The sequence below is a fragment of the Microbacterium sp. HSID17254 genome (genome assembly GCF_003989315.1).
Classification (GTDB): domain Bacteria; phylum Actinomycetota; class Actinomycetes; order Actinomycetales; family Microbacteriaceae; genus Microbacterium.
Window position 1 is genome coordinate 32,019 of sequence record NZ_RBLT01000013.1, and the last position, 23,057, is coordinate 55,075.

18 protein-coding genes and 1 pseudogene are annotated in these 23,057 nt (G+C 70.6%); 11 read left to right on the forward strand and 8 right to left on the reverse strand.

The features are described 5' to 3' along the window. Nucleotides 1–23 precede the first annotated feature (23 nt). The 4 genes from D8M34_RS09870 to D8M34_RS09885 all read right to left on the reverse strand — a co-directional run bounded on the left by D8M34_RS09870 (nucleotide 24) and on the right by D8M34_RS09885 (nucleotide 6,091). The gene (locus D8M34_RS09870; protein ID WP_126893910.1) at nucleotides 24–2,366 is read right to left on the reverse strand and encodes an arylsulfatase; all 2,343 of its coding nucleotides are present in this window, start codon (nucleotides 2,364–2,366) and stop codon (nucleotides 24–26) included. 122 nt (nucleotides 2,367–2,488) lie between these two features. After that, nucleotides 2,489–3,160, reverse strand: coding sequence for a GAP family protein (locus tag D8M34_RS09875; RefSeq protein ID WP_126893911.1), 672 nt, complete (start codon nucleotides 3,158–3,160; stop codon nucleotides 2,489–2,491). After that, nucleotides 3,161–4,840 carry a SulP family inorganic anion transporter gene (locus tag D8M34_RS09880; protein ID WP_126893912.1) on the reverse strand — a complete coding sequence of 560 codons (1,680 nt, stop codon included), beginning with the start codon at nucleotides 4,838–4,840 and terminating at the stop codon, nucleotides 3,161–3,163. Between the two features lie 120 nt (nucleotides 4,841–4,960). Then, nucleotides 4,961–6,091: an AI-2E family transporter gene (locus D8M34_RS09885; RefSeq protein WP_238695637.1), complete on the reverse strand. Its 1,131-nt coding sequence runs from the start codon at nucleotides 6,089–6,091 to the stop codon at nucleotides 4,961–4,963. An 88-nt stretch (nucleotides 6,092–6,179) separates the two neighbouring features. On the opposite strand from D8M34_RS09885, the gene D8M34_RS09890 reads away from it, so the two are divergent. Next, complete coding sequence (locus tag D8M34_RS09890; RefSeq protein WP_238695638.1) at nucleotides 6,180–8,726, forward strand: LuxR C-terminal-related transcriptional regulator; 2,547 nt, start codon at nucleotides 6,180–6,182, stop codon at nucleotides 8,724–8,726. A 12-nt stretch (nucleotides 8,727–8,738) separates the two neighbouring features. Here the strand turns inward: D8M34_RS09890 and D8M34_RS09895 are convergent, their stop codons facing one another. Beyond that, nucleotides 8,739–9,167 carry a DUF6325 family protein gene (locus D8M34_RS09895; RefSeq protein WP_126893914.1) on the reverse strand — a complete coding sequence of 143 codons (429 nt, stop codon included), beginning with the start codon at nucleotides 9,165–9,167 and terminating at the stop codon, nucleotides 8,739–8,741. Between the two features lie 141 nt (nucleotides 9,168–9,308). Here D8M34_RS09895 and D8M34_RS09900 point away from each other — a divergent pair, with 141 nt between their 5' ends. The 5 genes from D8M34_RS09900 to D8M34_RS09920 all read left to right on the forward strand — a co-directional run bounded on the left by D8M34_RS09900 (nucleotide 9,309) and on the right by D8M34_RS09920 (nucleotide 14,812). Beyond that, on the forward strand, nucleotides 9,309–9,743 hold the full coding sequence (locus D8M34_RS09900) for a DUF6325 family protein (RefSeq protein WP_025103111.1): 435 nt from the start codon (nucleotides 9,309–9,311) through the stop codon (nucleotides 9,741–9,743). Nucleotide 9,744: 1 nt separating this feature from the next. Beyond that, on the forward strand, nucleotides 9,745–10,095 hold the full coding sequence (locus tag D8M34_RS09905; RefSeq protein WP_085607242.1) for an SHOCT domain-containing protein: 351 nt from the start codon (nucleotides 9,745–9,747) through the stop codon (nucleotides 10,093–10,095). A 28-nt stretch (nucleotides 10,096–10,123) separates the two neighbouring features. Next, nucleotides 10,124–11,470, forward strand: coding sequence for a hypothetical protein (locus D8M34_RS09910; protein WP_194088846.1), 1,347 nt, complete (start codon nucleotides 10,124–10,126; stop codon nucleotides 11,468–11,470). An 80-nt stretch (nucleotides 11,471–11,550) separates the two neighbouring features. Further along, complete coding sequence (locus D8M34_RS09915; protein ID WP_126893915.1) at nucleotides 11,551–13,884, forward strand: arylsulfatase; 2,334 nt, start codon at nucleotides 11,551–11,553, stop codon at nucleotides 13,882–13,884. A 43-nt stretch (nucleotides 13,885–13,927) separates the two neighbouring features. Further along, complete coding sequence (locus tag D8M34_RS09920) at nucleotides 13,928–14,812, forward strand: formylglycine-generating enzyme family protein (RefSeq protein WP_399552339.1); 885 nt, start codon at nucleotides 13,928–13,930, stop codon at nucleotides 14,810–14,812. Nucleotides 14,813–14,827: 15 nt separating this feature from the next. Here D8M34_RS09920 and D8M34_RS09925 read toward each other — a convergent pair whose 3' ends face one another. Next, a complete protein-coding gene (locus tag D8M34_RS09925; protein WP_126893917.1) occupies nucleotides 14,828–15,760 on the reverse strand; it encodes an HAD family hydrolase in 933 nt (310 codons plus the stop codon). A gap of 156 nt (nucleotides 15,761–15,916) precedes the next feature. On the opposite strand from D8M34_RS09925, the gene D8M34_RS09930 reads away from it, so the two are divergent. The 4 genes from D8M34_RS09930 (at nucleotide 15,917) to D8M34_RS09945 (ending at nucleotide 20,904) form a co-directional block, all read left to right on the forward strand. Continuing rightward, nucleotides 15,917–16,126 carry a heavy-metal-associated domain-containing protein gene (locus D8M34_RS09930; RefSeq protein WP_025103117.1) on the forward strand — a complete coding sequence of 70 codons (210 nt, stop codon included), beginning with the start codon at nucleotides 15,917–15,919 and terminating at the stop codon, nucleotides 16,124–16,126. Further along, nucleotides 16,126–18,381, forward strand: coding sequence for a heavy metal translocating P-type ATPase (locus D8M34_RS09935; protein WP_126893918.1), 2,256 nt, complete (start codon nucleotides 16,126–16,128; stop codon nucleotides 18,379–18,381). The genes D8M34_RS09930 and D8M34_RS09935 overlap by 1 nt, the downstream gene beginning before the upstream one ends. Before the next feature lie 23 nt (nucleotides 18,382–18,404). Next, nucleotides 18,405–18,665 (forward strand): YHS domain-containing protein, encoded by a 261-nt coding sequence (locus D8M34_RS09940; RefSeq protein ID WP_025103119.1) that lies wholly within the window; start codon nucleotides 18,405–18,407, stop codon nucleotides 18,663–18,665. A 67-nt stretch (nucleotides 18,666–18,732) separates the two neighbouring features. Next, nucleotides 18,733–20,904 (forward strand): heavy metal translocating P-type ATPase, encoded by a 2,172-nt coding sequence (locus D8M34_RS09945; protein ID WP_062766521.1) that lies wholly within the window; start codon nucleotides 18,733–18,735, stop codon nucleotides 20,902–20,904. Nucleotides 20,905–20,934: 30 nt separating this feature from the next. Here the strand turns inward: D8M34_RS09945 and D8M34_RS09950 are convergent, their stop codons facing one another. Both D8M34_RS09950 and D8M34_RS09955 read right to left on the reverse strand, forming a co-directional pair. Then, complete coding sequence (locus D8M34_RS09950; RefSeq protein ID WP_062766524.1) at nucleotides 20,935–21,501, reverse strand: hypothetical protein; 567 nt, start codon at nucleotides 21,499–21,501, stop codon at nucleotides 20,935–20,937. Nucleotides 21,502–21,503: 2 nt separating this feature from the next. Then, on the reverse strand, nucleotides 21,504–22,652 hold the full coding sequence (locus tag D8M34_RS09955) for a zinc-dependent alcohol dehydrogenase (protein ID WP_062766527.1): 1,149 nt from the start codon (nucleotides 22,650–22,652) through the stop codon (nucleotides 21,504–21,506). Nucleotides 22,653–22,754: 102 nt separating this feature from the next. Between D8M34_RS09955 and D8M34_RS19870 the strand changes: the two are divergent. Further along, nucleotides 22,755–23,045 (forward strand): annotated as a pseudogene (locus D8M34_RS19870) (DUF7882 family protein); the annotation flags it as partial. Between the last annotated feature and the right edge of the window lie 12 nt (nucleotides 23,046–23,057).

Below are 23,057 nucleotides of genomic sequence, written 5' to 3' on the forward strand. Positions count from 1 at the left end.
GGGCCCGGGCGGCCGCGGGGTCGTCAGTCGCGGGCCATCGCGGCCGCCAGGTGCGCCTCCAGGTCGATGTAGGCGTCGTCTGCGACGTCGAAAACGACCTGCGTTATGTGGCCGCCGCGGAAGTCGAACCCGTAGCCGTACAGGGACGACACGGGGTCGGCGCTGTCCCGCCCGATCGTCAGGCCTTCGCCGCAGAGCGAGAAGTGGCCGAGAGTGGTGTGGAGCTCCATTTCGCCTACGACGGCGTCATTGATGTGAAGTCGGAGGGGGCCCACGGCCTCCAGCGAGTCTCCAGTGTGCGTTTTCGTGAACTCGATCCCGACGATGTGGGAACCGGGTGCCGGAATCGGTGCAGATACGTGATTCTCAGGAGGGATGCCGAGGTAGTTGTAGACGTAGTGCACTTCGCCGTCCTTGACGAAGAGTGTGTGTCCGCCGAAGCGGGAGCCGTGCGCGAAGATGACGCCCTCGGTGTCTGGCGTGAACTCGACCTCCGCGGCGATCTTGAAGGAGACGCCGTGGGTGTTCGCCGCCGATCGCTCGGGCACCTCACTGGTGCCCGGGTAGTAGACGAATCGACCGGACGGCGGTACGGGTTGGTGGAACTCCATGTTGAGGAAGGTCTGCAGGTCTTCGGGGTTGCCGATGATCTGGAGGTCGTTCAGTGGGAGCACCGCGTTCGCCTTCGCCTCCTCCATCCAGAGGGCCTTGAGCTCCTCCAGCTTGTCGGGATGCTCGGCGGCGAGGTTGACGGCCTCGGCGCGATCGACGTCCGTGTGATAGAGCTCCCACTCGTCGTCGAGAAAGTGGCCGCCCCCGCTCATCGGGCCATGCATGGCCACGGCCTTCCACCCGTTGTGCCAGATGCCGCGCTGTCCAAGCATCTCGTAGTACTGCGTCTCCTTCGCTGTCGGCGCGTCTGGGGCGGCGTCGAACGAGTAGGCCATCGAGACGCCGGAGAGCGGCGTCTGCTCGATGCCGTTGTAGACCTCCGGGAACTCGACGCCGCAGGCTTCGAGGATCGTCGGCACGATGTCGGTGGAGTGGTGGTACTGATGACGCACCTCGCCGCGGGCCTTGATGCCGGCGGGCCAGTGGATCACCAGCGGATCGCACACGCCGCCCTGGTAGGTGTAGCGCTTGAACATCTTGTAGGGCGTGGAGAAGGCCGCGGCCCATCCGGTCGGGTAGTGGTTGTAGGTGTCAGGGGACCCCAGCGCATCCCTCATCGTGATGTTCTGCGTGATGTCGTCAGGTACCCCGTTGAAGAACTTGCCCTCGTTGACGGAGCCGTTGGGGCTGCCCTCGCCGGACGCGCCGTTGTCGGCGCAGTAGATGATGAGGGTGTTGTCGAGCTGCCCGGACTCCTCCAGGTAGTCCACGATGCGGCCGACCTGGGCGTCGGTGTACTCGCTGAAGCCGGCGTAGACCTCCGCCATGCGCGAGAAAAGTGCCTTCTCCTCGTCGTTCAGGGTGTCCCAGGGACGCACCTCGTCGACAGGTGTGAAGGTGCCCTCCGGCATCGGGTTGAGCGCGGTGAGCTCGGTGCCTTCCGGGACGATGCCCTTCTCGATCATCCGGGCGAGGACCCACTCGCGGTAGGCCTCGTAGCCGTCGTCGAACACGCCCTTGTACTTGTCGATGTACTCCTGCGGCGCGTGGTGCGGGGCATGGTTCGCGCCGGGGCAGAACCACATGTACCAGGGCTTGTCCGGCTCGGTCTGCTTGACGTCGCGGATCATCGACAGCGCGCGATCGGCGAGGTCCTTCGAGAGGTGGTAGCCGTCCTCGGGGAGGTAGGGCTGGTCGATGTAGTGGTTGTCCTCGGCGAGGGACGGATACCAGTTGTTCGTCTCGCCGCCGATGAAGCCGTAGAAGCGGTCGTACCCCTGCGCCAGCGGCCAATGCTTCTTGGACGCGCCGGCCGTCCACTCATCGATCGGGACGTTGTGGTTCTTGCCCACCCAGAACGTCGACCAGCCGGCGTCGCGGAGGACGTGGGCCATCGTGGTGTTCGAGTCGGGGATGTGGGAGTTGTAGCCGGGGAAGCCGGTCGACGACTCCGAGATCGTCGCGAAGCCGTTGAGGTGGTGGTTGCGTCCGGTGAGGAACGTCGAGCGGGTGGGGGAGCACAGCGCCGTCGTGTGCCACTGGGAGTACGTCAGACCGTTCTGCGCCAGGCGATCCATGGTCGGCATGTTGATGCGTCCGCCGTACGGGGACCAGGCCGCCATGCCGGTGTCGTCATAGAGGACGACCAGCACGTTGGGTGCTCCCTCGCGGGGCTTCGCCGGGAGGAACGCCTCCCAGTCGGCCTCCGAATCGCGGACGTCGAGTTCGATTCTGCCCTGGAAGTCACGGGCCATGTCCATCTCCTTTATCTCTGCCGAACCGCCTTTCCCCGCACAGTACTGCCGGGTCAGGGCCGGGGTCACGGGTCCCGTGACGCGTTCATCCGGGTGATCTCCGTGGCGCGGCGGCGGCGCGCTCAGAAGCTGCCGATGCCCTTGCCGATCAGGGACATGCCGATCACGAGCAGTAGCACGGCCATGATGACCGCGTTCTCGGCGGCGAGCCATCCGCGCAGGGCGTCGAGCGGTGCCCGCAGCTGTGCGGCGGCGATGAGATAGCCGATGACGGGCACGAGCACGGTCGATGCCCCGATCAGGGTGAAGACGGCGATCACGAGGATCGTGGAACCCTCGTCGAGCGCCGCGCCGCCGATGTCGACCCCGGCTCCGGCGGCCAGGAGGAGGTTCTTCGGATTCACCGCAGACAACAGCAGGCCCAGGCCGAGCGCCGTGCCGAACGACATCGTGTCGATCGCCTTCATCCACGACGGCAGGGCCGCGGACTGTCCCGCTTTCGGGCGGTTTCGCCACTGGCCGGCCGCCAGCACCAGCAGCAGGATTCCGAGGACGAGCTGGATGACGCCGCGGATCGGACGGGAGGCATCGGGATCCTCCTCGGGGAGCACCGCCGACAGCAGGGTGAAGAGGCCGACCGCCACGACGATGCCCGCGATCCAGCCGAGCAGGAATCCGACGCTCGTGACCCGTGCCTTCGGGGACAGGAGCATGAGGATCGCGGCGATGATCGGCACGGGGCTGATCGCGACGCCCACGGCGAGGGGGAGGATCTCCCCGATGACGGCACCCATTCAGCTGCCCTTCCTGTTCGGAGCCGGCGAAGCGGCATCGGCCGGCGCGAGCTCGGTGATGGCGGCGCGGTTGGTCGCGTAGACCGGTTCCCGGTCGAGGATCCCCAGCGACCGGAGGCGGCGGAGCGTGTTCGGCCGGACGCGGCTGAAGGCGAGGGAGATCGACTGCGCGTCGAGCCACTCCCGCAGCGCCTGGAAGGCCTCGGCGCCCGTGACGTCGACGTCCGTCACCGCCTCCATGTCGACGACGACGTGCTGGACGGCGGACGGGCCGGCGGCGCGGACGGCCTCCTTGACGGCAGCGGAGAACACGGCGCCGTTCGCGAAGAACAGCGGGGCCGCGAGCCGGACGACGATGACCCCCGGTGCCGTGGTCGTGCCCGCAGGAGCGTCCTCCAGGAGGGACTCGCCGGGGTCGCCCGAGGTCTCCAGCACGTCGATGGCCGGGTGGGAGGCGCGTTGCGCGAGGTTGACGAGGGCGAGCACGAACGCCACGAGGATTCCCGCGATCGAACCGACGAAAAGGGTCACGAGGAAGCAGACCGCGCCGATGACGAACTCGAACCGGTCGAGGCGCCACAGGCGGATGAAGTCGCGGATGCCGAGGAGCGGGATGATCGCGACGCCGACGATGGCGCCGATGGCGGGGGAAGGGATGTCGGCGAGCAGCGCGGTGCCGAAGAGCAGCAGCAGGAGCGTGCCGACGGCGAGCACGAGCGCCGGGAGCTGGGTGCGCGAGCCGGCCTGGTCCATCGCCGCGGTGCGCGACGTCGAGGATCCGACGGCGAAGCTGCCCTGCGCGCCGGCGGCGACGTTCGCGACGCCGAAGGCGAGCAGGTCGCGGTTGGCGTGGAACGGGTAGCGATGCTTCTCGGCGTAGGAGCGCGACACGAGCAGGCCCTCCGCGGTGGTGACGAGGGTCAGGGCGATCGCGGAGGGCACGAGAGCGAGCCACAGCGACCAGTCGATGATCGGCCAGGTGAGCGCGGGAGGGCCGGCGGGGACCTCGCCGAGCACCTCCACGCCCCGTCCGTCGAGGCCGGTGAGGACGACCGTGATGGTCGTGGCGACGAGCACGATCAGCGCCCAGGGAACGGCACGGAGGTAGCGCTGTCCGAGGAGCAGCACGGCGACGGAGACGGCGGCGAGGAGCACCGACCAGCCGTTGAGCGAGGGCAGGCCGGTCACCAACGCGACGACCTTGTCCACGAACTCGGCTCCGGAGTCGATCTTCACCCCGAGCATCTTCGCGATCTGGCTGATCATGATGTCCAGGGCCAGCCCGCCGACGAAGCCGACGAGGATCGGCTTGGAGAGGAAGTTCGCCAGGAATCCGAGCTTGAAGACGGCGAGCAGCACGAACATCCCACCGCAGAGGATCGCCTGGGCGAGGGCCAGGGTGGCGTAGTCGGCGCTGCCGGCGACGGCCAGACCGCCGATGGAGGAGGCCACGAGGGCCGCGGCGGCGGCATCGGGGGAGGCGACCAGCTGGCGCGACGACACCACGAGCGCGTAGACGACGGTCGGGACGATCAGCGCGTACAGTCCGGCGGTCGCGGGGAGCCCGGCGATCTGCGCGTAGCCGATGTTGAGCGGGATGGCGATCGCCAGGAGGGTGACCCCCGCGGTGAGCTCGGTCACGAGGGTGCGTCGGGTCAGGCCCGCGAGCGGACGCGGCATGCGCTCTCCCTTCGTCGCCGATGGTGTCCGGCTTCACGATGGCATCGTCGGACGGCGACGACCAGAGCGGCGGGCAACCTCGCCCTGGTGATTTCGCGGTGTGGTGCCGGCGGAGCGGCGTCAGCGTCGGCGGAACCGGCGCCGGGTCGGCGCCGCGGACGGCTCCGGTGTCGGCTCGGGGACGGCCGTGCGGTCGCCGCTGACCCAGCGCGCCCAGGTCGCCCCCGGGTCGCCCTCCAGCACGACGGCGCGCACGAGCAGGGTCAGCGGGATCGACAGGATGGCGCCGAGCGGGCCGATCACGAAGGTCCAGAAGATGACGGAGAAGAAGCTCAGCGTCAGGCTCAGGTCGACGGCGTCGCTGACGAATTTGGGCTGGACGAGCACCTGGAGCACGACGTTGACCACGCAGTACACGGCGATGACACCGAGCAGCAGTGGCCAGCTGCCCACCACGAAGGCCAGGATCGCCGGCGGGATGAGCCCCAGCACGAACCCGATGTTCGGGATGAAGTTCGTCACGAACGCGAGGATCGCCCAGACCACCGGGGCGGGGACGCCCATCCACCACAGGGCGAGACCGTCGACGATGGCCACGACGGCGCCGAACGCGGCGTTCACGACGTAGTAGCGACGGACCCCCGTCTGCAGCCGGGCGATGCGCTGCAGGGCGGGGCCGTGCGTGGCGCCGAAGAGGGCCGGAGCCGTCCGATAGCGGGCGGCGTCCGCGGCGAGGAAGATGATGTAGGCGCAGACGAAGAACAGCGCTGTCGCCACCCCGAGCACCGCGCTGCCCAGGCTCCCGGCCAGGCCGAGGAGGGTCTCGGGGTCGAGGATCGAGGCCGCGGCATCCGCCGCCTCCTGGTCCAGCCCGAGGGACTGCAGCCAGGCGACGATCTGATCGGCGGCGCGCACCAGGCCGTCCTGCGATGCGAGGTCGCCGACGAGCCGGGCGAACTGGGTGCCGGCGAGCCACAGCAGCGCCGCCATCGCCAGCAGGATCACGTAGGCGAGCACGATCACGGCGGTCGTCCCGATCCAGGCGGGCCGGCCGGGGCGCTGGAAGGGACGACGGACGGGTTCGCAGATCACCACGATGACGATCGCGAGGGCCAGCGGGCCGAACACCTCGCGCGCCAGCGAGATCCCGGCGAGGACGATCGCGCTCGCCGCCAGGATCAGCAGGGTGCGCAGAGCAGGGGAGGGCGCGTGGTCCGCCGCGGAGTGCGGAGGAGTGGGGAGCGAGGTCACGCGGCCAGCGTAGCCCGCCGCACTTTCATCCGGGTGATTGCGCCTCCGCCCCCTGGAAGGGGGCGCGGACGCGTGGTTTCGTGTTGCCATGTCGCCTCCCGTACGTTCCACGAGGCCGGGACCGGCGATGCGCTTCCGGCCGCCCGCCACGCCCATCGGCGTCGTGCCGCGGGAACGTGTGACCGCGGCGATCGCGGCTGCCATCGAGGCGGACGGGGTGACGGTCCTCAGCGCGCCCAGCGGCTATGGAAAGACCACCGCCGTCGCTGCCTGGGCGTCATCGCGCGACGACGTCGCCTGGCTCGCGCTGAGCGCGTCCGACGACGACCCCGCACTGCTGACCGCCGGTGTCCTGAACGCGCTGGCGCTCGCCGGGGAGCGTGCGGGGCGCGTGTTCGCCGCGCCGCGGGACATCGAGGATCCGGTGCGCGCCTACCGGCAGATCTGTGCGGCGTTCCAGGACGCCGAGCACCCGGTGCACCTCGTCGTCGACGATGCCCACCGTGCCGGGGAGGCGTGGAGCGATGGTCTCCTCGGGCTCCTGGCCGACCAGCCTCCGGACGGACTGCGGCTCCTCCTGGTGGGGACGACCCTGATCGAGGTCACCCTGTCCCGCCACCGCCTCATGAACCCGGGAGCCTTCGTCGGCGTGGACACCCTCCGGTTCTCGGCGGACGAGATCCGGAGTCTGACGCGGTCGGCGCCCGGTGGGCTCGATGCGGCCGCGGTGCGCGACGAGACCGGGGGCTGGCCCATCGCGGTGCGGCTGGTCCTCGTCGGCGGCTCCCTGCCGTCGAGCCCGGCGTCGACGGCCTCGTCCTTCCTCGGCGCGTACATCCGTGAGCACGTCCTGGACGCGCTGCCGCCCGCGCTCGCGGACTTCGTCCTCGAGGGGACGGCCTGCGCGGAGCTCACGCCCGACACCGCCGCACAGGTCACGGCGAGAGACGACGCCGCCGACCTCCTGGAGACCTGCGTCCGGCTCGGGCTGTTCCTCGACCGGTTCGACGGCCCGGAGGGCCCGACGTACCGCTGGCACCCCGCGTTCGCGCGTCGGTGCGCCGACCTCGCGCGGACGGATGCGGCGCGTTTCGCCACGGTGCACCGCCGGGCCGCTCGTGCTCTGGAGCACACGGATCCGATCGCCGCCGTGACGCACGCGCGGCGCGCCGGGGATCGGGCCGGTGCCAGGGCCATCCTCCTGCGGCACTGGCTGGGCCTCGTGGTCGGCTCCTCGGCCGTCGACGTGGAGCGGACGGCGACGGCTCTCCTGCGCGACAACCCGGATGATCCGCACCTGCTGCTCGTGCGGGCCGGAGCCAGCGACGTCCTCGGGGACCATCGCGTCGCGCGGGAGCTGTGTCGACGGGCGGAGGCACTCCTCGATCGCACGCCGGGGCAGGCCGACCCCGCCGTCCTGCTCATCGTCCGCCTGCTGCTCGCGGAGTCGTCCGTCGAGGTGGCCGCATCCGGTCCGGAGATCCGTGCGCTGCTGGATGCCGAGGACGACAGGATGTACGGCGGTCGGGTGGCGCTCAACCATCTGCTGGGGTGGACCGCGCTGCGCAATCGCGAATCGCCGGACCTCGCGATCGAGTACTTCTCGGCGGCGGCGCGCGAGGCGAGGGAGGCCGGCGATCGGGAGCTCACGTCCCGCGCCGTCGGACATCTCGCCTACGGCCTCGCCACCTCCGGCCGGCTCACGGAGGCCGCGGCCGTGCTCGCCGAGGCCGAGACCACCCGGGAGGCTCTTCTTCCGCGGAACACCTTCGCGCGCGGAAGCGCCGTGGCCGCCGCGGGGTGGGTGGCGTACTGGTCGGGCGAGGCGGAGGAGGCGGTCCGGATCTTCGATGCGGCGCGTGAGGAAGCCGCGTCCGGTCGCGATCTGGCCGGACATGCACGCATGATGGGAGCCTATGCCGCCGCGCTCACGGGAGACCCCGCGATCTGCCGCCGAGCGGCCATCAGCGTGCAGGAGCTCCCCATCGACGTCGTCCAGGGGGTGGAGTGGCCGGCGTTCCGGGAGTCGTCGGTGGCCCTGCTCGAAGAGGCGGTGGGGCGGAGGGAGCGCGCACTGCGCATCGCGAAGAAGTATGCCGGCGGTACCGACCTCCCGCTCGTGGGCGTCGCCCTGTCCGGGATCCTGCGTCGCGCCGAGGAGCATGCGGCGGCGCTGGAGATGCTGCGGTCGTTGCGGGGTGCGTCCGAGCTGTCGTACGTCAAAGCCGCCACGTTGATCACCGCGGCCACGCTCCGGAGGGCGACGGGGCACCAGGAGGACGCGCATGACCTGTGCGAGGCCGCCCTCTCGGTCGCGTCCGCGGAGAACCTCGTCGTGCTCTTCGGCCCGCGCGAGGTCGCGGTGCGCCGGCTGCTGCAGGCGCATGTGCATCACGGCACGCAGTTCGAGGAGTTCATCGAGACATGCCTCGCCGTCGACGCGGTCGGCTCCGTGACCGATCGGCTGTCGGAGCGGGAACGCGACGTCTTCCACCAGATGCAGACGGCGCGCACGCTGCCGGAGATCGCCCAGGAGCTCTCCGTGTCGGTGAACACGGTGAAGACGCATCAACGAGCGATCTACCGCAAGCTCGGGGTCTCGTCCCGGCGGGAGGCCGTCCACGCGACCGTGTGAGCAGGCACGGCGTCAGGGGCGCACACCGAGGGTGGCGACGAGTGCGGCGTTCGCGACCGCGGAGGGGATCGCCTGTGTCGCCAGGATCCGGTCCCCGGCGTCCTCGACCTCGCGGATGAAGCGGACGTCCCAGCGCTGTTCGACGAGGATGACGGCCGCGACGGCGTCGGGAGGCACCCACGGGAGGAAATGCCGGACATCGTCGAGGGAGATCAGTCCCGGTGCGTACAGGGGCAGGCCGGCGAGCGAGAAGTCGTCGCCGTCGACCTCCGTGATGCGCTGCCCCTCGGCGGCGTCGCGGCGGACGATGAGGAAGTCGAGCACGCGCAGCGTGCCGTCCTCGACCTGACGCAGCAGCGGTTCGAGGACGGGCGGTCCCGGGTGTGCGCTGCGGAGCTCGACCACGACGAACGCCACGTCGCCCAGCACCCGGCTCCTCATAGCCACCCTCGATTCGTCCCGTCCTCCGATGGTGACAGCCGCACGGAGAGGGAGTCCCGAATCCTCACCCGGAGCGGGTGAGGACCGGCGCGCGGGCGACGACGGCGGTGCCATTCTGGACCGCGGATGAAGGGTGGCGACATGAAGGAGTTCCGATTCGGGCCCGTCGAGTTCTATCTCGTGGGCTTCGACGGTGATCGGCCGGATCCGTCCACGTTCGGCGCGCTGACCGACCTGGTGTCGAAGGGCGTGGTGCGCGTGCTGGACTTCGTGCTGGTGACGCGGACGGCGGAGGGGGATCTCGACATCCTCGAGGTCGAGGAGGACGACGGCACTGCCGTCCTCGACGGCCTCGAGCCGATCGTCGCCGGGCTCGCGAGCGAGGACGACGTCCGCGCCCTGGCGGAGGTCGTGCCGCCGGGACGGTCGGCGGCGGTCGTGGTCCTGGAGCTCCTGTTCGCCCGGACCCTCGCCCAGGATGTGGCCGCCGCGGGAGGCCAGGTGCTGCGCAGCGAGCGCGTTCCGGCACCCGTCGTGAACGCGGTGATGGACATCCTCGAACAGGAAGGTGAATGACATGCCCTTGCGGAGATTCGGCCGGCCGGGGCTCATCGGTCTCGCCGCGCGGACCGCGGTGGTCGCCGGGACGGCGACCGCGGTGCAGGGAGCCGCGATGCGGCACCAGGAGCGCCGCGCACAGAGCGAGTACGAGCAGCAGCAGTACGAGGCCGCCCAGCAACAGGCCCAGATGGACGATGCGGCCCGCACCGCGGCCGCGCAGTATGCGCCGCCGACGAGCCCGCCGGCCGCGCCGCCCGCAGCGGCGGACGACCTGATCGCCAAGCTGCAGGAGCTCGGATCGCTGAAGGCCTCCGGCGTGCTGACGGACGAGGAGTTCACGGCCGCGAAGCAGAAGCTGCTGAGCTGAGCGTCGCGACGATCGAGACGAGGCGGCGATGAGCGAGATCGAGGACCTGCGGGCACGGCTGCGTGCGCTGGAGCAGGAGAACGAGGCGCTCCGACGCCCTCGACGCCGGATCTCGGCCCGCAGCATCATCGCCGGGATCGTGCTCGTGGTCGCCGTGCTCCTCGCGCCGATCGCGGCGATGGGGACATGGGCGCGGCTGCAGCTCGTCGACGCGGACCGGTTCGTCGCGACCTTCGCCCCGCTGGCCGAGGATCCGGACGTGCAGGACTTCGTCGCCGATCAGGTGACGGCCGCCATCGACGAGCAGGTCGACCTGGATGCGGTGGTCGGCGAGCTCTTCGACGGCCTGCGTGCCCTCGACCTCCCGCCGCGCGCCGCCGCCGCCCTCGGACTGTTGGAAGCGCCGGCCGCCTCCGGCCTGTCGTCCCTGATCGACGGCGTCGTGCACGAGGTGGTGTCGTCGCAGCAGTTCGCCGACATCTGGGCGGAGACGCTCCGCTTCACCCACGAGCGCGCGGTCGCCATCCTGCAGGACGAGCCCGGCACCGCGCTGGACCTCAGCGACGACGGGGTCCTCTCGGTGGACGTGGGGGCGGTCGTCGAACGCGTCAAGGAGGCTCTGGCCGAGCGTGGGGCCGGGGTCGCCGACCTCATCCCGGTGATCGATCGCACCATCCCGGTGGTGCAGGCCGACGCCCTGGTGCTGGTCCGCACGGTCTACCAGATCGCGGTGACGGCGGGCTTCTGGCTGCCGTGGGTCGTGCTCGGTCTCGTCGTCCTCGGTGTGCTGCTCGCGGTGAACCGGCCGCGGGCGCTGTTCTGGACGAGCGCCGGGTTCGCCGTCGTCTTCCTCCTCCTCGCCGCCGGGATGGGGATCGGACGCGGGTTCTTCGTCAGCGCCGTCAGCCCGTCGATCATGACGGCGTCGGCGGCCGAATCCCTCTTCGATCAGCTCACGGCCCTCCTCGGGTCCACCATCGTCGCGCTTGCTCTGGTCGGGGTCCTCATCGCGCTGTGGGCCTGGCTCGCCGGGTCGAGCCGCAGCGCGCGCACGGTGCGCGGCGTCACGGAGAGCGGGTTCGGGGCGCTGCGCGAGACGGCGGAGGCACGGGGGCTCTCCACCGGGCGGTTCGGGAGAGCGGTCGACCGCTATCGCGGCGCGATCCTCATCGCCGGGATGGCGATCGGGGTGCTCATCCTCCTGGCGACGCGTCCGGTCACCTTCGGCGCCGTCCTCGGCGTGGCGATCGGAGTGCTCGTGCTGACGATCCTCGTGGAGCTGCTGCGACGGCCGGGCCCCGCCACGGCGCCGGAGGGGCAGGACGCCGCCGTCGGCGCGGACGCGAGCGACGCGGAGATCACCCGGGGCGGGTGAGGGCCCCTGTCGGCACGCACGCGGGGTCGGAAGACTCAGGCCGAGGAGAGCGCGGACGCGCCCTGAGCGAAGGAGAGACGATGTCGGAATTCAACGCGGACTTCTCGGGCGAGATCACGCTGGACGTCCGCGACGCCCGACCCGACTGGTCGCCGTACGAGCTGCGGAAGGCGCCGGACGGAGCGCCGAACGTCCTCGTGGTGCTGTATGACGACACCGGTCTGGCCTCGTGGTCGCCGTATGGCGGCCGCATCGCGATGCCGACGATGGACCGTCTGGCCGCCGGGGGTCTCACCTACACGCAGTGGCACACCACGGCGCTGTGCTCTCCCACGCGGTCCACCATGCTCACGGGCCGTAACCACCACGTCAATCGCGCGGGCGTCATCATGGAGGGCACGAACGGCTTCCCCGGCTTCGCGGGGCGGCTCCCCGCCGAGTGCGCGACCATCGGACAGGTTCTGCAGGAGAACGGGTACAGCACGTTCTGGCTCGGCAAGAACCACAACGTCCCGGAGGAGGACATCGCGCCAGGGGGCAGCCGCTCGATGTGGCCGCTGCAACTCGGCTTCGACCGCTTCTACGGCTTCCTCGGCGGGGAGACCAACAACTGGTACCCCGACCTGGTCGAGGACAACCACTTCATCGAACAGCCGTACCGCCCGGAGGACGGCTACCACCTGTCGAAGGACCTCGCCGACCAGGCGCTCGCGATGATCCGGAACCAGCAGGCCTCGAATCCCTCGAAGCCCTGGTACATGTGGTTCTGCCCTGGCGCGAACCACGCGCCGCACCACGCGCCGCAGGAGTACATCGATAAGTACAAAGGGGCGTTCGACGACGGCTACGACGCCTACCGCGAGTGGGTGCTCGCCCGCATGATCGAGAAGGGCGTGCTGCCGGAGGGCACGCAGATGACGCCGTTCAACCCGCTGCCGGAGGAAGCGGCGAACCCGGCCGATCACGTGCGCCCGTGGGCGGAGCTGAACGACGACGAGCGGAGGCTGTTCGCGCGGATGGCGGAGGTCTTCGCGGGCTTCTCCGAGTACACGGATGCCCAGGTCGGCCGGATCGTGGACTACCTGGAGGAGACGGGGCAGCTGGACAACACGATCATCTTCTACTGCGCCGACAACGGCGCCTCGGGGGAGGGATCGCCGGACGGCTCCGTGAACGAGAACAAGTTCTTCAACGGCTACCCCGACGACCTCGCCGAGAACCTCGCGATGATCAACACGCTCGGGTCCGCCGACACCTACAACCACTACCCGACGGGGTGGGCGGCGGCGTTCTCCACGCCCTTCCAGATGTTCAAGCGGTACTCCCAGTACTCCGGCGGCACCTGCGACCCGATGGTCGTGCACTGGCCGAAGGGGATCGCGGCGAAGGGGGAGCTGCGCCACCAGTACCACCACTCGGTGGACGTCGTGGCGACGGTGCTCGACGTGATCGGCATCGCGATGCCGGAGTCCTACCGCGGAGTGCCGCAGCGACCGCTCGACGGCGTCTCGATGAAGTACTCCTTCGACGCCGCGCCGGACGGGCCGACGCGGAAGAGCGTGCAGTACTACTCGATGCTCGGCACCAGGGGCATTTGGAAGGACGGCTGGAAGGCGGCGGCGGTGCACGCGCCGCTGAGCGGCAAGGGCCACTTCGACGACGACGTGTGGGAGCTGTACCACGTGGCGGAGGACCGCTCCGAGTCGAACGACCTCGCCGCGACGCACCCGGAGAAGCTGCAGGAGCTCATCGCCGCGTGGTTCGCGGAGGCGGAGGCGAACTTCGCCCTTCCCCTCGACGACCGGTCGGCCCGCGAGATCCTCACGGTTCCCCGGCCTCAGGCCGAGGCGCCCCGGGAGCGGTACGTCTACTTCCCCGGCACCGCGGCGGTGCCGGAGAGCGTCGCGGTGAACGTCCGCGGGCGCTCCTACAAGATCATCGCCGACGTCATCCTGGAGCAGGGCGCCGAGGGAGTGCTCTTCGCGCACGGCTCCCGCTTCGGCGGGCACTCGCTGTTCCTCAAGGACAACAGGCTCGTCTACGTGTACAACTTCCTCGGCATCCCGCCGGAGCAGTCGTTCACCTCGGACGAGCTCGCCCCCGGCCCGCACACCCTGGGCGTGGAGTTCGTGCGGGAGGGAGCGGGGGAGCACGGCGAGTCCGTCGGCACCGCCACGCTGTACGTCGATGATCGCGCCGTGGCGTCCGGTCCGATGCGGGCCCAAGTCGGCAAGTTCACGCTCTGCGGCGACGGGCTCTGCGTCGGGTGGGACAGTGCCGACCCGGTGAGTGCGCAGTACGCCAACCCGTTCCCGTTCACCGGCGGCACGCTCCTGGGCGTGGCGGTCGACGTGAGCGCGGAGCAGTATCTCGATATGGAGCTCGAGGCGGCCGCGATGCTGTCGCGCGAGTGACCGCGCGGAGCGGGCGGCGGCCTAGCATGAGGGCATGACGGCGATGATCGAGGTCCCCGGCGGAACGCTGCTCATGGGGTCGGACGAGTTCTACCCGGAGGAAGGCCCCGTCCACGAACGGCGCGTGGAGGCGTTCGCGCTGGATCAGCACCCCGTGACGAACCGCCAGTACGCCGCGTTCGTCGAGGACACCGGCTACGTCACGATCGCCGAGCGGCCGATGGACCCCGCCGACTACCCCGGGGTGCATCCGGACGACCTCGTCCCCGGCGCCATGGTGTTCACGCCGGCCCGAGGCCCCGTCGACCTGCGCGACTGGCGGCAGTGGTGGCGGTGGGAGCCCGAGGCGTCCTGGCGCCACCCGTTCGGACCGGCCTCGTCGATCGACGACCGCCTCGATCATCCGGTCGTGCAGGTCGCGTACCCCGATGCCGTCGCCTACGCCGCGTGGGCAGGCAAGCGCCTTGCCACGGAGGCGGAGTGGGAATGGGCGGCGCGCGGCGGCCTCGTCGGCGCCCGCTTCGCCTGGGGTCAGGAGACGAAGCCGGACGGCACCCTCATGGCCGACACCTGGCAGGGCGCCTTCCCGTACCGGAACGACGGTGCCGACGGGTGGATCGGCACCGCTCCGGTCGCCTCGTTCCCCGCGAACGGGTACGGCCTGCACGACATGATCGGCAACGTGTGGGAGTGGACGGTGGACTACTGGACGCACCGGCACGTGCCGCCAGGTGCGGTCGGTGTCGACGCCGGTCAACGCGCGAGCCTGCTGTCCTCCGAGCCCGGGTCGCCCATCCCTCGCCGCGTGCTCAAGGGGGGATCGCATCTGTGCGCTCCGGAGTACTGCCTCCGCTACCGCCCCGCGGCGCGATCGGCGCAGGCGGAGGACACCGCCATGACCCACATCGGGTTCCGCTGCGCCCTCTGACCGGTGATCCCCGACTCAGACGGGGTCGGGGAACAGGGACGCCCAGTCGTCGCGGACGCTCACCACGGTGTACCCGCGGTCGGCGGCTGCGTGGAGGGCCTGCTCCGCTCCCGTGTCGTAGGGCGTGTCGTCGCGGTCGGCGTCGTCGTGATGGATCAGCAGGGCGAGTCCGGGCCGAGGGCCGCCGTGCGCGAAGTCGAGCATCGGCATGTCGCCGTTCGAGTTGCCGGCCGCCAGCAGCGGGCGCCGCCCGATCCGACTCCAGATCCGCACCGGTTTCTCCGGTCCGTCGTCGAAGAAGGCCAGGGCCGAGGAGTAGCGGACGCTGGCATCCTTCTCGTCGTAAGCGAGTCCGAGCGCCGAGCCGATCACGCGCTCGGGAGGGATGCCGTAGTTCGCCTGGGTCATCGGCCGCATGAAGTCGCGCTCGCCGCCCGACACGATGTAGCACGTGAAGCCGTGGCTCTCGAGGTACCGCAGCAGCTCGACCATCGGGCGGTACACCGATTCGGCGTAGGGGCGGCCGAGGAGCGGGTGCTGGGCCGTGCGGTAGAACTCCGCGACGGAGCGGGCGTAGTCCTCCACGCTCACGCCATCGGTCAATCCCAAGAGCGCCTGGATGATGACGCCGAGGTCGGAGTCGTCGCCGGCGTAGTGCTTGTCGATCGCGGTGCCGAGCCAGGCGAGGTCACCGGTGACCGCGGCGCGGTAGGGCTGCCGGTCGGCCAGGGAGGGGTCGCGGGTCGCCTCCTCGCGCCAGCGCTCGACGACGTAGTGCAGCTGGGTGGGCATGGGTTTCTCCGACCAGAGAGTGCCGTCGTTGTCGAACACCGCGATGCGTTCGTCGACGGGGATGGCGTCGGGGCCCTCCGTCACGGCGGCGACGAACGCCTCGATGGTGCGCCGCGTGCCGGTGTCCCGCCAGGAAGACAGAGGTGAGGAGTCCATGACCGGGATCCTCCCAGGCGCGACGCCGGATGCCGAGCGTCCCTCACCCGGAGCGGACGAGTCCCGCTGCGGCCGGGCGTGCGGGAATACCCTCGGAGGGTATAAGGTTGTGCCGAAGGAGTACCCCAGGGGGGTATCCCGAGGAAAGGAAGCATGATGAGCACGAGCGAGTACCAGGTCACCGGAATGACGTGCGGCCACTGCGAGATGGCGATCCGCGACGAGGTGTCGCGCATCCCCGGTGTCGAGGGTATCGATGTCAGCGCGCAGAGCGGGAGACTCGTGGTGCGCAGCTCCGCCCCCGTCGACGACACGGCCGTGCTGGCCGCCGTGGACGAGGCGGGCTACCAGGCGGTCCGGTCCTGATGGACACTCCGTCCGCGACCAGCGTGGAGCTGGAGATCGGCGGCATGACCTGCGCGTCGTGCGCGATGCGGATCGAGAAGAAGCTCAATCGTCTCGACGGCGTCACCGCCACCGTGAACTACGCGACCGAGAAAGCGAGCGTCACGGTGCCGGCGGGCGTCGACACCGCCGTGCTCATCGCCGAGGTCGAGAAGACCGGATACACCGCCGTCGTCCCGGCGCCTCGCGCGCCGGAGGGTGCGCAGCCCGACGGAGAGCAGCCGGATCCGGAGCTCACGGCGCTGCGGCAGCGGCTGATCGCCTCCGTCGTGCTCACCGTCCCGGTCATCGCGATGGCGATGATCCCGGCGCTCCAGTTCACGTACTGGCAGTGGCTGTCGCTCGCGCTCGCGGGTCCCGTGATCGTGTGGGCGGCCTGGCCGTTCCACAAGGCGGCGTGGATCAACCTCCGGCACGGAGCGGCCACGATGGACACGCTCATCTCGATGGGTACGATCGCCGCGCTGCTGTGGTCGCTGTACGCGCTCTTCTTCGGCACCGCCGGGATGCCCGGCATGACGCACCCGTTCGAGTTCACCGTCGCGCCCAGCGACGGCGCAGGGAACATCTACCTCGAGGTCGGAGCGGGGGTGACCACGTTCATCCTCGCCGGACGCTACTTCGAGAAGCGCTCCAAGCGGCAGGCCGGTGCGGCGCTCCGCGCCCTGCTGGAGCTCGGCGCGAAGGAGGTCGCCGTGCTCCGCGACGGCGTCGAGACGCGCATCCCGACGAGCGCGCTGCGGGTCGGCGACGAGTTCGTCGTGCGCCCGGGGGAGAAGATCGCCACCGACGGGGTGGTGGTCGGCGGCACGTCCGCCGTCGATGCCTCGATGCTGACCGGTGAGTCGGTGCCCGTCGAGGTCGGGGAGGGCGACGTCGTCACCGGCGCCACCGTGAGTGCCGGGGGACGCCTCGTCGTCCGTGCGACCCGCGTCGGCGCCGACACCCAGCTCGCGCAGATGGCGCGGCTCGTGGAGGAGGCGCAGACCGGGAAGGCCGAGGTGCAGCGGCTCGCGGACCGTGTCTCCGGGATCTTCGTGCCGATCGTGATCGTGATCGCCCTCGGCACGCTCGTGGCCTGGCTCGCGGCCGGGTACCCGGCTGCCGCCGCCTTCACCGCCGCGGTCGCGGTGCTCATCATCGCCTGCCCCTGCGCTCTGGGTCTGGCCACGCCGACCGCTCTCCTCGTCGGCACGGGTCGCGGCGCCCAGATGGGCATTCTCATCAAGGGCCCCGAGGTGCTCGAGTCGACCCGGAAGGTCGATACGGTCGTGCTCGACAAGACGGGCACCGTCACCTCCGGTCGCATGACGCTGACGGCGGTGCACACCGACGACGGCGTGCAGCGCGAGGAGCTGCTGCGGCTCGCCGGGGCCCTCGAGGACGCCTCCGAGCACCCCATCGCGCAGGCCGTGGCGGCCGCGGCCACCCGGGAGCTCGGCACCCTTCCGAGCGTCGAGGAGTTCGCGAACGTCGAGGGCAGGGGCGTCCAGGGCATCGTGGACGGCCACGCCGTCGTCGTGGGACGCGCCTCGTTGCTCGCCGACTGGTCGCAGCACCTGTCCGCGGGGCTGGCTGCGGTCAAGGCCGAGGCGGAGGCCCAGGGCAAGACCGCGATCGCGGTGGGCTGGGACGGTCGTGCCCGCGGGGTGCTCGTCGTCGCCGACACGGTCAAGGCCACGAGCGCGGAGGCGGTGGCGCAGCTCCGGGCGCTGGGACTGACGCCCGTCCTGCTCACGGGAGACAACCGTGCGGTGGCCGAGCAGATCGCCCGCGAGGTGGGGATCACCGAGGTGATCGCCGAGGTGCTGCCCCAGGACAAGGTCGAGGTGGTGCGCCGGCTCCAGGGCGGAGGAAAGGTCGTCGCGATGGTGGGAGACGGTGTGAACGACGCCGCGGCCCTCGCCCAGGCGGACCTCGGGCTGGCGATGGGGACCGGGACCGACGCGGCGATCGAGGCCAGCGACATCACGCTCGTCCGCGGCGACCTCCGCAGCGCGGCCGACGCGATCCGCCTGTCCCGCCGCACGCTCGGCACGATCAAGGGCAACCTGTTCTGGGCGTTCGCCTACAACGTCGCCGCCATCCCGCTCGCGGCGCTCGGCCTGCTCAACCCCATGCTCGCCGGTGCGGCGATGGCGTTCTCCAGCGTCTTCGTCGTCGGCAACAGCCTCCGCCTGCGGTCCTTCCGCAGCAGGGCGGTGGACACCCCGTGAACGAGAGACAGAGGAGTACCGACATGTCCGATTCCCCCGCAGGATCCTGCTGCAGCGTCCCGCGCCAGAGCGGCGTCTCCGCCGAAGGGCGCACCGACCTGCTCGCCGTGCCGGCCGAGGGCATGGCCGAATGCCCGGTGATGGCCGGAACGCCCGTCGTGATCGCGACCGCCGAGGCCGCGGGGTTGTACCGCGACCACGAGGGCACCCGCTACTACTTCTGCTGCGCGGGCTGCGGGCCGGCATTCGACGCCGATCCCGCGAAGTACACCAGGGCGGCCTGAGCCCCCACCCGTGCGGGGCCGCGACAGATCCGGCCCCGCACGGCATCATCGACGTTGGAGGGAAGACATGAGCACCTCGCATCACGACCATTCCGCGCACGGTCACCTCGCGGGAACGGGGACCGGGACGCCCGCGGACCACACCGGACACGCGGAGCACGCCGCGCACGGAGACCACACGGACCACGCGGGACACAGTGGGCACGCCGGGCACGACGATCACGCGGGACACGGCGGTCACGGGGGCCATGGCGATCACGGCGACCACGTCGCCCAGTTCCGGCGGCTGTTCTGGATCATGCTCGTCCTCGCCGTGCCCACCGTGCTGCTCTCGGGCATGTTCGCGATGATCGTGGGCTACCCGCTTCCCGACATCCCGGGTCTGGTCTGGGTGTCGCCGGTCCTCGGCACGGTCATGTACGTCTGGGGAGGGAAGCCGTTCCTCACCGGCGCCGTCAGCGAGATCCGTGCCCGGCAGCCCGGCATGATGCTGCTCATCGGGCTCGCGATCACGGTGGCGTTCGTCGCGTCCTGGGGAGCGAGCCTCGGCCTGCTGCATCATGAGCTCGACTTCTGGTGGGAGCTCGCTCTCCTCATCGTGATCATGCTGCTCGGGCACTGGATCGAGATGCGCTCTCTGGCGCAGACCACCTCTGCCCTCGACTCGCTGGCCGCGCTGCTGCCGGACGAGGCGGAGCGTGTGGAGGGCGATCAGGTCGTGCGGGTCTCCCCGTCGGACCTCCGCGTGGGCGATGTCGTGGTGGTGCGCCCCGGCGGGAGCATCCCCGCCGACGGGCGGATCGTCGACGGCCGTGCCTCGATGGACGAATCCATGGTGACGGGGGAGTCGCGCACCGTCACCCGGGCGACCGGCGACCCTGTGACCGCGGGAACCGTCGCCACCGACTCGGGGCTGCGCGTGGAGATCACGGCGACCGGAGACGACACGACGCTCGCGGGGATCCAGCGGCTCGTGACGGAGGCGCAGAACTCCTCGTCCCGCGCACAGCGTCTGGCCGACACGGCAGCCGGCTGGCTGTTCTGGTTCGCGCTCGGTGCTGCCGCGATCACCGCGGTGGTGTGGAGCGCGGTCGGCCTGCCGGACGACGCCGTCATCCGCACGATCACCGTCCTCGTGATCGCCTGCCCGCACGCGTTGGGCCTGGCCATCCCGCTCGTCGTCTCGATCGCGACCGAGCGCGCGGCCCGTGGCGGGGTGCTCGTGAAGGATCGGCTGGCCCTGGAGAGCATGCGCACCGTCGACACCGTGCTGTTCGACAAGACCGGCACGCTGACCAAGGGTGAGCCCGTCGTCTCCGCGGTGTCGCTGGCCGGTGCGGAGACCGCGGAGGAGGTGCTGGCGCTCGCCGCGGCCGCCGAGGCCGACAGCGAGCATCCGCTGGCGAAGGCCATCGTCCGCGCCGCGCGCGACAAGGAACTCCGCGTGCCGGCGAGCCGCGACTTCTCGTCCTCGCCGGCGGTGGGGGTGACCGCGACGGTGGACGGTGCGGTGATCCGCGTCGGCGGCCCGCACCTGCTCACGGAGGAGGATGCCCACGAGCTCCCCGCTGCGGAGGGCTGGCGTGCGGACGGCGCGATCATCCTGCATGTGCTGCGGGATGGACACGTCATCGGGGCGCTCAAGCTCGCGGACGAGGTGCGCCCGGAGTCGCGGGACGCGGTCGACGCCCTGCACGCGCTCGGTGTCCAGGTCGTGATGATCACCGGCGACGCGGAGGCCGTCGCGCACACCGTCGCGGCCGACCTCGGCATCGACCGCGTGTTCGCGGGCGTCCGGCCGGAGGACAAGGCCGCGAAGGTGCAGGAGCTGCAGCACGAGGGCCGCAGGGTCGCGATGGTGGGCGACGGCGTGAACGACGCGCCCGCGCTCGCTCAGGCCGACGTCGGCCTGGCGATCGGCGCCGGCACCGACGTGGCGATCGCCTCCGCCGGGGTCATCCTCGCCGGAGACGACCCGCGTGCGGTGCTGTCGGTGATCGAGCTCTCCCGCGCCTCGTACCGGAAGATGAGGCAGAACCTCTGGTGGGCGGCCGGGTACAACCTGCTCTCCGTCCCGCTCGCGGCGGGTGTGCTCGCTCCGATCGGCTTCGTGCTGCCGATGTCGGTCGGCGCGGTGCTCATGTCGCTGTCGACGATCGTGGTGGCGCTCAATGCGCAGTTGCTGCGGCGGCTCGATCTCCGTCCGGAGGTCGTCACCGCGGGCATCCTGCAGCGCTGAGCGCCACCACGCCGCCGTCTCGGTCCCGGCTCAGCGCCGACGGCCGAGGCGGCGGAGAGCGCGGACGCCCAGGACCGCCGTCAGCACCCAGGGCCCCACGACGATGATCGGGTCGAGCCAGGTGTGCCGGAGATCGATGCGGCCGCGTCCGAACCGCGACGCGAGCGGACGATGCTGCGGTTCCGCGAGGACGCCGGTCTGCGTGATGGGGTCGTCCGGCCGCCGGGTGATAAGGGAGCGGGCGTGCGCGGTCACGGCATCGACGCGGTCGCCCAGCACGAGCAGCAGCCAGCGGCTGTTCTTCGTCTCGCTGAACCGGTCGTAGGCGACGCGCCTGATGGCACCCGACACGCCGTGCAGCGGTTGCGCGGTGCCCCAGACGGGAGGCAGCATGCCGTGCTCGATCGAGCGCTCGCGGCCGCGGTCGGGGCCCTGACGCTCGGGGAGGTCCCAGTGCGCGCCGGTGTCGCCGACATCCTCCAGCTGCTGCCAGGTGCGGCGGTGCTCGGGGGCGAGGTCGGCGCCCCAGCCCGGGATCCGTGCACGCAGCTCATCGGGGGTCGGTGCGGGGATGGGTCGAGATCCTTCGTACGGCATGGTCATTCCTCTCCGACGACGATGAGCGGTTTGATGCAGTCGTCGAGCTTGGACGAGAACACGTGGTAGGCCTCCGCGATGTGCTCCAGGGGGAAGCGGTGCGTCAGCAACTCGGACGGACGGATGTGCCCCGCCTGGATGTGTTCGAGCAGCCGCGGCCACTGCCTCTTCACGGGAGCCTGGTTGCCGCGCACCGTGAGGCCCTTGTTCATGATGTCGCCCAGGCGCACCGAGGTCACCAGCGGGCCGTAGGCGCCGAGGATCGACACGGTGCCGCCCTTGCGCACGCTGTCGATGGCCCAGTTCACCGCGACGGGGGAGCCGCCCTGCAGCTTGAGCTTGGCGGCGGTCACGTGCTGGACGACGCTGCCGTCCGCCTCCGCGCCCACCGCGTCGATCACCACGTCCGCGCCGAGGTAGCCGGTCGCCTTCTTCAGCGCGAGCACGATGTCACCGGCTTCGTGCAGGTGCATCGTCTCGGCGAAGGCGAAGTCCCGTGCCTTCTCGAGCCGGTAGTCGAGGTGGTCGACGACGATGACGCGGCCCGCGCCGAGGAACCAGGCCGAGCGGGCGGCGGCCAGGCCGACGGGACCGGCGCCGAACACGACCACCGTGTCCCCTTCGGCGATGTCCGCCTGTTGCGCGCCGAAGTAGCCGGTGGAGAACGCGTCGGTGAGCAGCAGCGCGTCCTCGGAGGCGAGCCACTCCGGGATCACCGAAGGGCCGACATCCGCGAACGGCACGCGCACGCGCTCCGCCTGCCCGCCGTCGTACCCGCCGGTCGTGTGCGAGTAGCCGTAGATCCCGCCGACGGCGGTCGCGTTCGGGTTCACGTTGTGGCAGTTCGAGAAGAGACCGCGGCGGCAGAAGTAGCACGAGCCGCAGTAGATGTTGAAAGGCACCATCACCCGGTCGCCCGGGCGCAGCGTCTCCACGGAGGAGCCGACCTCCTCGACCACCCCGACGATCTCGTGACCGAAGGTGTGCCCGATACGGGTGTCGGGCATCATGCCGTGGAAGAGGTGGAGATCCGACCCGCACACGGCGGCTCTCGTGACCCGCACGATCGCGTCGTTGGGGTGTTGGATCGTCGGATCGGGTTTCTCCTCGACGCGGATCTTGTACGGTCCGCGGTAGGTCATCGCCTTCATCGGATGCTCCTTCGCTACGTGGAGTGACCGACGCTAGGCGCCGCCTCGAGGATGACTCAGGGCATTGACGGATGAGACGGGGAGGCGTACGAACGATGCGAACTCGAGGACCGCGCGCTCCTGCACATCCAGCTCGTCATCACCGCGAAGCTGCGTCGAGGGGAGCCGTTCGCGTTCAGCTGGCGGGAGGATGCCAGCGTCGGCGGCGGGAAGAACACCGTCTGGATCCACGCCTACAGCAGCATCGTCTTCCAGTACTTCGGCAGCAGGAGACCCGAGGTGAATCGCGCGTGGGTCGACGCGCTCGCCTACACGGCCAACAGCCCCACCGGGCTCTACCTGGTACCGGAACCGCCGGGCAGCGCGACGGCCGGCAACCTCGAGATCGCCTGAGGCCGGCCGTCG